Raw genomic sequence first — 10,857 nt, forward strand, 5'->3', positions numbered from 1 at the left:
GTGGGAGGGGGCTTGCTCCCGAAGGCGCTGTGTCAGCCAACATCAATGTTGAATGTCAGACCGTCTTCGGGAGCAAGCCCTCTTCTACAGGGGGTGTGGTGAATCAGAACAGTTTCAGCGGTTCTTCATTGAGTGCCGACAACTGCTCACGCAACGCCAGCACCTGATCGCCCCAATAGCGCTCGGTGCCGAACCACGGAAAGCTGCGTGGAAACGCCGGGTCGTCCCAGCGGCGCGCCAGCCAGGCGCTGTAATGCATAAGGCGCAGGGCGCGCAGCGGCTCGATCAGCGCCAGTTCGCGTGGGTCGAAGTCGTGGAATTCGTTGTAGCCGTCCATCAGCTCCGACAACTGCCCCAGACACTCCTGGCGATCACCGGCGAGCATCATCCAGATGTCCTGCACCGCCGGACCCATGCGGCAATCGTCGAGGTCGACGATGTGGAACATCTCGTCGCGGCACATCATGTTGCCGGGGTGACAGTCGCCGTGCATGCGGATGTTCTGGTGCGGCGTGGCGGCGTAGACGTCTTCAACACGTTTAAGCAGGTCCCGGGCGACCGATTCGTAGGCCGGCAACAGGCTCTTGGGAATGTAGTTGCCTTCGAGCAACGTGGTCAGCGAGGCATGGCCGAAGTTCTGTACGCCGAGGGCTTCGCGGTGTTCGAACGGTTTGGTCGCACCGACGGCATGAATGCGCCCGAGCAACTGGCCGAGGCGATACAACTGATCGAGATTGCCCGGCTCCGGCGCCCGGCCACCGCGACGCGGGAACAGGGTGAAGCGGAAACCGGCGTGTTCGTGCAGGGTTTCGCCGTTGTGGATCAGCGGCGCCACCACCGGGATCTCGACGTCGGCCAGTTCGAAGGTGAACTTGTGTTCTTCGAGGATGGCTTCGTTGGTCCAGCGCTGCGGCCGGTAGAACTTGGCGATCAGCGGTTCGCCGTCTTCGATGCCGACCTGATAGACGCGGTTCTCGTAGCTGTTGAGCGCCAGAATGCGTGCATCGCTCAAAAAACCGATGCTTTCAACGGCATCGAGGACGAGGTCGGGTGTGAGGGTTTCAAACGGATGGGCCATGCTGACTCCTGCGCGCAGCAGGCTGCCGCGTCCGGCCCGGCATGGTAACGCAGACTGTAAGGGTTGAGGGTTTTGCCTTGAATGGTAGGCTGCCTGTAAGGGCCCCTTCGGGAGCAAGCCCCCACCCACAGTGGATTTTCTGTGTACCTGCAATCTTCAATGCGGCACAGATCCAATGTGTGTGGGGCTTGCTCGCGAAAGCCGTTTGTCAGGCGCCGACTATTGCGCCGTCTTCACGGGTAATCGCAATCACCGAAGAGCGCGGTTTGCCGTTCGGCAGATGCTCGGGGAAAGTCGAACCGCCGTTTTCGCCGGGATGCTGAATCCCGACAAACAGGGTTTTCTGATCCGGCGAGAAGCTGATCCCGGTCACTTCACAACCAATCGGCCCGACCATGAACCGGCAAATTTCACCGGTCGCAGGGTCAGCGCAAAGCATCTGGTTGTTACCCATCCCGGCAAAGTCCCCGGCGTTGCTGGAGTCACCGTCGGTCAGAATCCACAACCGCCCGGCCTTGTCGAAACCCAGGCCATCCGGGCTGTTGAACATGTTCTGCGGAGTGATATTCGACGAGCCAGCCTTCGGCGTGCCGGCGTGCACGCCCGGGTTGCCGGCGACCACGAACAGATCCCAGGCGAATGTCTTCGACGCATGATCGTCGCGGTCGGTGCGCCAGCGCAGGATCTGCCCGTAGACGTTTTTCTCCCGCGGGTTCGGCCCGCCCACCGGTTGCCCGTCCTCGCCGCGCTTGGCGTTGTTGGTCAGGGTGCAATAAACCTGGCCGTCCTTCGGGCTGACCACGATCCATTCCGGACGGTCCATGCGTGTTGCGCCGACCACACTGGCCGCGAGGCGCGCATGGATCAGCACTTCGGCCTGATCGGCAAAACCGCTGCTGGCGTCGATGCCGTTCTTGCCGTGGGTCAACTCGATCCACTGGCCCTGGCCTTTCGGATGGTCCGGGTTGCCGTCACCGGCATCGAACTTCGCCACGTACAGGGTGCCGTGATCGAGGATATTGCGGTTGGCCTTGGCGTTGCGGTGGTTGATGCGGTCGCGGCTGACGAATTTGTAGATGAACTCGCCACGCTCGTCATCGCCCATGTACACCACGGCGCGGCCGTCGTCGGTTTCGGCCAGGGCCGCGTTTTCATGTTTGAAGCGGCCCAGGGCCGTGCGTTTGACCGGGGTCGACTGCGGATCGAACGGGTCGATCTCGACCACCCAGCCATGGCGGTTGAGTTCGTTGGGGTTCTTGGCCATGTCGAAACGCGGGTCAAACGGGTGCCAGTTGATCTCGCGGCTGGCCGCCGAGACACCGTAGCGTTTTTGCGCCGGGTCGAACTGCTGCTGGGCGTTGCTGCTGCCGAAGCAGTCGGTGAAGTTTTCTTCGCACGTCAGATACGTGCCCCACGGCGTTTTACCGTTGGCGCAGTTCTGGAAGGTGCCGAGGACTTTTTTACCGTGTTTGTCGGCACGGGTTTTCAGCAGGTCGTGACCCGCGGCCGGGCCGCTGATGCGCAACGGCGAGTTGCCGTGGATGCGGCGGTTGTAGCGCGAGCCTTGAACGAATTGCCACTGGCCGTTCTTGCGTTGCACTTCAATCACCGACACGCCTTCGCAGGCCAGGGCTTTGCGCACGTCTTCGGCCGATTGCGGCATGCCGCCGTGCGGGTAGAGGTAGCGATAGTTGGTGTATTCGTTGTTGATCGCCATCAACGCGCGGTTTCTGTCATCCGGGAATTCGAACAGGCTCATGCCGTCGTTGTTGTCACCGAACTGCACTTCCTGCGCGGCGGCGGTGCCGTTGCCACTCGGATCGAAGGCCGGGCCGTTCTTGTGCAGCGGCTGGCCCCAACTGATCAGTACCGAGGACTTATAGCCTTTGGGCAGGGTAATGACGTCGGTGGTCGCGGCGCTAATGCTTTCAAAGCCAAGCAAGCGGCTGTTGCCGGCGCTGACGCCTGTGGCCAGTGCGCTGCGGCTCAACAGGCTGCCACCGAGAAACATGGCCGCGCCGCACAGCGCGCCGGCGCCGATGAAGCCGCGACGGCTGAGGCCGACCATTTTTTCCAGGTCAGTGGATTGGTTTTCTTCTAATAGGCTCACATCAGGCTCCCTGCTTGGTTTTGGCAGCCACCTTAATGGGGAGCGATGAAGTTTTTGTTGCAGGCCGACCCTACAGCGGCGTGCCGATCAGCACGTTGGACGGCGAGAACTGTACGTGCACCGGTTGCTCAACGTTCAGTCCGCGTGTGCGAAGTTGCAGCGGCTCAGCCAGGGCGCAGAGCGTGTGGCCGTTGGGCAGGGCGATGCGCACTTCGCTGGGGCCGTCTTCAGCGTCGAGAATGGCTTCAATCGTGCCGCGCAGAAGATTGTGACCAGATGTTGCAGGTTGCTCGATGCTCAGCAATTCGAGCCAGCCTGCCTTGATCAGCGCCACCACTTCAGTGCCCGGTTGCAGCTCCAGGTGCACGGTGCTGTCGTGGGTGATCTGCGCGTTGAGGCAAAGACCTTCGGCCAACTCCAGGCGGATCAGGTCATTGCGACCCTGGCCGGCGATCGCCACGACTTTGCCGTGCAACTGGTTGCGCGCGCTGGTGCGCAGCATCAGTCGACCGAGCAGGTCGAGGTCGCTGGCATCTTCCGCCGCTTCCAGCACCTGCGCCTGTAAGGCCTGCAGCTTTTGATAAAGGCGCAGCACCCGCTCACCTTCGCTGGACAGTTTGGCCCCGCCGCCGCCCTTACCGCCCACCGCACGCTCGACCAAGGGTTTTTGCGCCAGGTTGTTCAACTCATCGATGGCGTCCCACGCGGCTTTGTAGCTTAAGCCTGCGCTTTTCGCGGCACGGGTGATCGAGCCCTGTTCAGCGATGTGTTGCAGCAGGGCAATGCGCTGCGGCCGTCGGACGATGTGCTGGGACAACAGGGAAGGCATGGACATGGGGGGACGCTTTTGACTGTGGCGATGGGAGGTGAAATTGGCCGCTGGCAACGCGTGAGTCAAGCCCCTGCCCGCAGGGCCGGTTGCTTGATCAGGATCCGGATTTCGGGGTGCGCGCCAGGCAATACACATCAACCCTTGCCGCGCCGGCGTTCATTAACAATCGAGCGAGCGCCTGAGCCGTGGCGCCGGTGGTCAGCACGTCATCGATCAATGCCAGATGCCGGCCGCGTACATCCGCCTGGGGCGTCAAAGCGAAAGCATTGCGCAAATTGCGTTTTCGCGCCTTGGCATCCAGATCCTGTTGCGCGCGGGTGTCTTGAATCCTGCACAGCACCTGCTCATCGCAAGGCAGGTCCAGTTTTAGGCTCAACCACCGCGCCAGCATCGCCGCTTGATTGAAGCCGCGTTGACGCAGACGTTTGCTGGCGAGTGGCACCGGTAACAACACGTCGGGGCGAGGCAGATCTTCATCAAAGCGATATTGCAGGTATTGTCCGAGAACGTCGGCGAGCAGGTGGCCAAACGGCCATTTTGCGTTGTGTTTAAAACGCGTAATCAGACTGTCCACGGGAAAGCCATAAAGCCACGGCACAGCGACCTGTTCGAACGCCGGCGGCTCTAGCAGGCAGTCTGCGCAAGTCAGGCCGGATTCAGGCAGCGGCAAAGCGCAGGTCCGGCATTGGCCCATGAGCCAAGGCAATTCGGCTTCGCAGGCCATGCACATTGGCGTTTCTGCTTCTGCCGGCTCATCGCACAGCAAACAGGTCTGTACGTTTTTTAAACAGATGTAAACTTGTCCTTCGTATCGTGGTTGACAGCGCATGGCTCTTCCTTAAATATGCCGAACATCCGTGTAGCGACTGTGGGTATTCCGTTTCCCAGTCGCCAGCCAAGCATAACCAAGGAAATACCCATGAGCGCGAGCACCACTGCCACCCTGCGTCACGACTGGTCACTGGTCGAAGTCAAAGCACTCTTCGTACAGCCATTCAACGACCTGCTGTTTCAGGCACAGACGGTGCACCGCGCCCATTTCAACGCTAACCGTGTGCAGGTCTCGACGTTGTTGTCGATCAAGACGGGTGCCTGCCCGGAAGACTGCAAGTACTGCCCGCAGTCTGGTCACTACAACACCGGCCTTGAAAAAGAAAAACTGATGGAAGTGCAGAAAGTCCTCGAAGAGGCGGCACGCGCCAAAGCCATCGGGTCGACCCGCTTCTGCATGGGCGCGGCGTGGAAACACCCATCGGCCAAAGACATGCCGTATGTGCTGCAGATGGTCGAAGGTGTGAAAGCCATGGGCCTGGAAACCTGCATGACCCTCGGTCGTCTCGATCAGGATCAAACCCAAGCGCTGGCCAAGGCCGGGCTCGACTACTACAACCACAACCTCGACACCTCGCCTGAGTTCTACGGCAGCATCATCACCACCCGTACTTACGGCGAGCGCCTGCAAACCCTGGCTTACGTGCGTGAGTCGGGGATGAAGATCTGTTCCGGCGGCATCCTCGGCATGGGCGAGTCGCTCGACGACCGCGCCAATCTGCTGATCCAGTTGGCCAACCTGCCGGAGCATCCGGAGTCGGTGCCGATCAACATGCTGGTCAAAGTCGCTGGCACGCCGCTGGAAAATGCCGACGACGTCGATCCGTTCGACTTCATCCGCATGCTCGCGGTGGCGCGCATTCTCATGCCGCAATCCCACGTGCGCCTGTCCGCTGGTCGTGAAGCGATGAACGAGCAGATGCAGGCCCTGGCATTCCTCGCGGGCGCCAACTCGATTTTCTACGGCGACAAATTGCTGACCACCGCCAACCCGCAGGCTGACAAGGACATGCAGTTGTTCGCACGTCTGGGCATTGAGCCGGAAGCCCGCGAAGAGCATTCGGATGAAGTGCATCAGGCGGCCATCGAGCAGGCGTTGGTTGAGCACAAGAGCAGCGAGCAGTTTTATAACGCGGCGGTTTGAAGCCTGCCCCGTTTCCTTTGAAGGAATGCAAAACCCCTGTGAGAGCGGGCTTGCTCGCGAAATCGGTGTGTCAGTAAAGGCGTTGTTGGCTGATACGAGGCTTTCGCGAGCAAGCCCGCTCTCACATTAGAAAATTTGTGCTGACACTCGAGGCCTGCATGTCTTTCGATCTCGCCGCACGCCTTGCTGCCCGCCGTGCCGAAAATCTCTATCGCCAGCGCCCGCTGCTCGAATCCCCGCAAGGGCCCGAGGTGGTGGTCGACGGCCAGCCATTGCTGGCGTTCTGCAACAACGACTACCTGGGCCTGGCCAATCACCCGCAAGTGATCGAAGCCTGGCGCGCCGGTGCCCAGCGCTGGGGCGTTGGCGGGGGCGCCTCGCATCTGGTGATCGGCCATAGCGGCCCACATCACGCACTCGAAGAGGCCTTGGCCGATCTCACCGGGCGCCCACGTGCGCTGCTGTTTACCACGGGCTACATGGCCAACCTTGGCGCGGTCACGGCGCTGGTCGGGCAGGGTGATACGGTGCTGGAAGACCGACTCAACCACGCCTCATTGCTGGACGCCGGGCTGTTGTCCGGTGCGCGGTTCAATCGTTATTTGCACAACGACGCCGGCAGTCTGGCCAAGCGTCTGGAGAAAGCCACCGGCAATACATTGGTGGTCACCGACGGCGTGTTCAGCATGGATGGCGATCTTGCCGACTTGCCAGCGCTGGCCCGTGAGGCCAAGGTCAAGGGCGCGTGGCTGATGGTCGACGATGCCCATGGCTTCGGCCCGTTGGGCGCCAACGGCGGCGGGATCGTCGAGCATTTCGGTTTGGGCCTGGACGATGTGCCGGTATTGGTCGGCACCCTGGGCAAGGCCTTCGGCACGGCAGGCGCATTTGTCGCCGGCAGTGAAGCGTTGATCGAGAGCCTGATCCAGTTCGCCCGTCCGTACATCTACACCACCAGTCAACCGCCGGCGCTGGCCTGCGCAACCTTGAAAAGTCTGGAGTTGCTGCGTAGCGAACACTGGCGTCGCGAGCATTTGCAGACGCTGATCCGCCAGTTCCGCCACGGCGCTGAACAGATCGGTCTGGAGTTGATGGACAGCTTTACGCCGATCCAGCCGATCATGGTTGGCGACGCCGGCCGTGCTGTGCGTCTGTCGCAGATGCTGCGTGAGCGCGGGCTGATGGTCACCGCGATTCGTCCTCCGACCGTGCCCGCCGGTAGCGCACGACTGCGTGTGACTCTGACCGCCGCCCACAGCGAGGCGCAGGTGCAGCTATTGTTAGAGGGACTGGCCGATTGCTTTGCCCAACTGTCGTCGGAGCCAAGCCATGCGTGATCGCCTGATTCTACTGCCCGGCTGGGGCCTCGGTGTTTCGCCGATGGAGCCTTTGGCTGCTGCATTGCAAGGACTCGATGAACACTTGCATGTCGAGATCGAACCGTTGCCGGAACTCGACTCCAGTGAACTGCAAGACTGGCTCGACGAACTCGATGAACGCATTCCTCAAGATGTCTGGCTCGGTGGCTGGTCGCTGGGCGGCATGCTCGCGTCCGAACTGGCAGCGCACCGCGGCGAACACTGCTGCGGTTTGCTGACGCTGGCGAGCAACCCTGCTTTTGTCGCCCACGAACAATGGCCGAGCGCGATGCCCGGCGAAACCTTCGATGCATTTCTCGCCGGTTGCCATGCCGACCCACGGCTGACCCTCAAGCGTTTCTCGCTGCTGTGTGTCCAGGGCGCGCAAGACCCGCGCGGCTTGTCGCGGCTCATGCTCGGCGCTGCGCCGAACGCGGCGCCTGCAACATTGATGGCCGGGCTGGAGTTACTCGCACAACTGGACACCCGTGAAGCCTTGCAGGCGTTTCGTGGGCCGCAGTTGCATTTGTTCGCCGGTCAGGACGGGTTGGTGCCAGCCGAGGCGGCGGGCGAGTTGTTCACCCTGTTGCCGGATATCGAAATTGGTCTGATCGAACAGGCCAGCCATGCGTTTCTTCTGGAAGACCCACACGGAGTAGCGGGCGCGATCCAGGCTTTTTTACATGAGTGCGGTGATGACTGATTTGTCTCTTGTCGCGCTGCCCGGCGGCTTGCCTGACAAGCGCCAGGTCGCGGCCTCTTTCTCCCGCGCGGCGGCCAGCTACGACAGTGTCGCCGAGTTGCAACGTGATGTCGGTACACAGTTGCTGCGGCGTCTACCTGTGGATTTCCGGCCGGCGCGCTGGTTGGATATGGGGTGTGGCACCGGCTACTTCACTCGCGCCTTGGCCGAGCGTTTTTTCGCAAGTCATGGGCTGGCACTGGACATCGCCGAGGGCATGCTCGATCACGCGCGTCCATTGGGCGGCGCCGAGCATTTCATCGCTGGCGATGCGGAGCGGCTACCGTTGCAGGATTCGACCTGTGACCTGATCTTCTCCAGCCTCGCGGTGCAGTGGTGTGCGAATTTTGATGCGGTGCTCAGTGAAGCCTTTCGCGTGCTGAAACCGGGTGGTGTTTTCGCGTTTGCTAGTCTTTGTGTCGGGACGTTGTTCGAATTGCGCGATAGCTGGCGCCAGGTTGATGGCCTGGTGCACGTCAACCGCTTCCGCGAGTTCGCTCGATATGAACAGTTGTGTGCGGCCAGTGGTTTGCGCGTCGTAAGTCTGGAGCAGCAGGCGCATGTACTGCACTACCCGGATGTGCGCAGCCTGACCCATGAACTGAAGGCGTTGGGTGCGCACAATCTCAATCCTGGCCGGCCGGACGGGTTGACCGGGCGGGCGCGGATTCTTGGTCTGGTCGAGGCTTATGAGCAATTCCGTCAGGCACAGGGACTGCCGGCGACCTATCAAGTGGTTTACGCCGTGTTGGAGAAACCCTTATGAGCGCAGCCTATTTCATCACCGGGACGGACACCGACGTCGGCAAAACCACCGTCGCCGCTGGGTTGCTGTGTGCGGCGCGTTCGGCAGGGTTGAGCACAGCGGCGGGCAAACCGGTCGCCTCCGGTTGCGAGGTGACGCCAAAGGGGCTGCGTAACGCCGATGCGCTCGCGCTGTTGGCCGAGTGTTCATTGCCGCTGAGTTATCAACAGGTCAATCCGGTGGCGTTCGAACCGGCGATTGCCCCACATTTGGCAGCGCGCGAAGCGGGTGTGGCGCTGACGGTGCAATCGCTGCTTACGCCGATGCGCGAGATTCTGGCGATGAATGCCGATTTCACCCTGATCGAAGGCGCGGGTGGCTGGCGGGTGCCGTTGGCGGATCAGGACAATCTGTCGGACCTGGCCATTGCACTGAAACTGCCGGTGATTCTGGTGGTGGGCGTGCGGTTGGGGTGCATCAGTCATGCGCTGCTGACGGCTGAGGCGATTGCTCGGGATGGCCTGCAGCTGGCGGGGTGGGTGGCGAATATCATCGAGCCCAAGACTTCGCGGCTGGAGGAGAACCTGGCGACGCTGGCTGAGCGGATTCCGGCGCCGTGCCTGGGGCGCGTGCCGAAGTTGAAGGCTTTAAGTGCTGAGGCCGTAGCTGAGCATTTGCAATTGGATCTGCTTGACTAAGTTTTTAGCTATGAACAGGCACTGTGCCATTAGTGTTTTTGACGGGTGTTTTTCTGACGTCTCTGTTTCAATGGCGCCTATTGATCCTTCCCAAGGATGAGAACTTCCATGGAAATCTCCGGTAACACAGCTTTTTATGCGGGTCTGAGTACGATTCAGACCGGGCAGAACCGCGTCGATCAGGCCGCTAGCCAGATCGCCAACAACACCATTGAGCGCTCGGTTACCAGCCAGTCTTCCGAGGCGCAGGTCGATCGTCTGCGTGGCGTGGATCGCAGCCAGCAAATGGATCTGGGCAGCGACATGGTCGAGATGGCCCAAGGCAAGTTTCAAGTGGAGCTGGGGGCAAAAGTCGCCAAGGCCTCCGATGAAATGCTCGGTACGATCATCGACACCTTTGCCTGATTTTTCGCCATTCATGCATTGCCGACGCCGCGCCTGTTCGCGGCGTTTTTCGTTGTAAGTCCTTCTCCCTCAACTAATCTTTTTTTATCGCCCGTGGCTCTTTCGAGCGCATGGCGGTTTGCTGTGTCCGGCGTTCGAAAGACGCGATGACGAACGGCAAAAGATCGATGCTTGACAAGATTTCGGCGTAAACGTATGTTTCAAACAACTGTTTGACCGTCACAACAAATCTACGCGGTCGTTCATTCCCGGTTACATCAGCAGAGGTTTATCGCTATGCCTGACTACAAGGCCCCCTTGCGTGATATTCGCTTCGTTCGTGACGAACTGCTCGGCTACGAAGCGCACTATCAGAGCCTTCCGGCTTGCGCAGACGCAACTCCAGACATGGTTGACGCCATTCTCGAAGAAGGCGCCAAGTTTTGTGAGCAGGTACTGGCGCCGCTGAACCGCGTTGGCGACACCGAAGGTTGCACCTGGAGCGAGTCCGGTGTGAAAACCCCGACGGGCTTCAAAGAAGCTTACAAACAATTCGTCGAAGGCGGCTGGCCTAGCCTGGCGCACGACGTTGAGCATGGTGGTCAAGGCCTGCCTGAGTCGCTGGGTCTGGCCGTCAGCGAAATGGTAGGCGAAGCCAACTGGTCGTGGGGCATGTACCCAGGCCTGTCGCACGGCGCGATGAACACCATCTCCGAGCATGGCACTCCTGAGCAGCAAGAGGCGTACCTGACCAAACTGGTTTCCGGCGAGTGGACCGGCACCATGTGCCTGACCGAACCGCACTGCGGCACCGACCTGGGCATGTTGCGCACCAAGGCTGAACCTCAGGCCGACGGTTCCTACAAAGTTTCCGGCACCAAGATCTTCATCTCGGCCGGTGTACACGACTTGGCCGACAACATCGTCGCCATCGT

At 60.8% G+C, this 10,857-nt stretch carries 10 protein-coding genes and 1 pseudogene; 7 read left to right on the forward strand and 4 right to left on the reverse strand.

The annotated features are described in order from the left end of the window. Positions 1-103 precede the first annotated feature (103 nt). The 4 genes from ACIOWA_RS12680 to ACIOWA_RS12695 all read right to left on the reverse strand — a co-directional run bounded on the left by ACIOWA_RS12680 (position 104) and on the right by ACIOWA_RS12695 (position 4,849). Positions 104-1,078 (reverse strand): serine/threonine protein kinase, encoded by a 975-nt coding sequence (locus ACIOWA_RS12680; protein ID WP_401160079.1) that lies wholly within the window; start codon positions 1,076-1,078, stop codon positions 104-106. Between the two features lie 208 nt (positions 1,079-1,286). After that, positions 1,287-3,188 carry a PhoX family protein gene (locus ACIOWA_RS12685; RefSeq protein WP_401160081.1) on the reverse strand — a complete coding sequence of 634 codons (1,902 nt, stop codon included), beginning with the start codon at positions 3,186-3,188 and terminating at the stop codon, positions 1,287-1,289. 70 nt (positions 3,189-3,258) lie between these two features. After that, positions 3,259-4,023, reverse strand: coding sequence for a TOBE domain-containing protein (locus ACIOWA_RS12690; protein ID WP_339430239.1), 765 nt, complete (start codon positions 4,021-4,023; stop codon positions 3,259-3,261). A gap of 91 nt (positions 4,024-4,114) precedes the next feature. Continuing rightward, positions 4,115-4,849 carry a ComF family protein gene (locus ACIOWA_RS12695; protein WP_339464452.1) on the reverse strand — a complete coding sequence of 245 codons (735 nt, stop codon included), beginning with the start codon at positions 4,847-4,849 and terminating at the stop codon, positions 4,115-4,117. Between the two features lie 90 nt (positions 4,850-4,939). Here ACIOWA_RS12695 and bioB point away from each other — a divergent pair, with 90 nt between their 5' ends. The 7 genes and pseudogenes from bioB to ACIOWA_RS12730 form a co-directional block, all read left to right on the forward strand. After that, positions 4,940-5,995, forward strand: a complete 1,056-nt coding sequence (gene bioB, locus ACIOWA_RS12700; protein WP_401160084.1) for a biotin synthase BioB — start codon at positions 4,940-4,942, stop codon at positions 5,993-5,995. Between the two features lie 158 nt (positions 5,996-6,153). Beyond that, positions 6,154-7,332 (forward strand): 8-amino-7-oxononanoate synthase, encoded by a 1,179-nt coding sequence (bioF, locus tag ACIOWA_RS12705; RefSeq protein ID WP_401160086.1) that lies wholly within the window; start codon positions 6,154-6,156, stop codon positions 7,330-7,332. Beyond that, complete coding sequence (locus ACIOWA_RS12710) at positions 7,325-8,056, forward strand: alpha/beta fold hydrolase (RefSeq protein ID WP_401160088.1); 732 nt, start codon at positions 7,325-7,327, stop codon at positions 8,054-8,056. Before bioF ends, ACIOWA_RS12710 begins: the two co-directional genes overlap by 8 nt. Continuing rightward, positions 8,049-8,861 (forward strand): malonyl-ACP O-methyltransferase BioC, encoded by an 813-nt coding sequence (bioC, locus tag ACIOWA_RS12715; RefSeq protein WP_339430234.1) that lies wholly within the window; start codon positions 8,049-8,051, stop codon positions 8,859-8,861. Before ACIOWA_RS12710 ends, bioC begins: the two co-directional genes overlap by 8 nt. Continuing rightward, positions 8,858-9,538 (forward strand): dethiobiotin synthase, encoded by a 681-nt coding sequence (gene bioD, locus ACIOWA_RS12720; protein WP_339495674.1) that lies wholly within the window; start codon positions 8,858-8,860, stop codon positions 9,536-9,538. The genes bioC and bioD overlap by 4 nt, the downstream gene beginning before the upstream one ends. Before the next feature lie 108 nt (positions 9,539-9,646). Further along, positions 9,647-9,943, forward strand: a complete 297-nt coding sequence (locus ACIOWA_RS12725; RefSeq protein ID WP_221731127.1) for a pyrroloquinoline quinone biosynthesis protein PqqE — start codon at positions 9,647-9,649, stop codon at positions 9,941-9,943. 276 nt (positions 9,944-10,219) lie between these two features. After that, positions 10,220-10,857 (forward strand): annotated as a pseudogene (locus ACIOWA_RS12730) (phenylacyl-CoA dehydrogenase); the annotation flags it as partial.

This window comes from Pseudomonas sp. NPDC087614 (genome assembly GCF_044743485.1).
Classification (GTDB): domain Bacteria; phylum Pseudomonadota; class Gammaproteobacteria; order Pseudomonadales; family Pseudomonadaceae; genus Aquipseudomonas; species Aquipseudomonas baetica_A.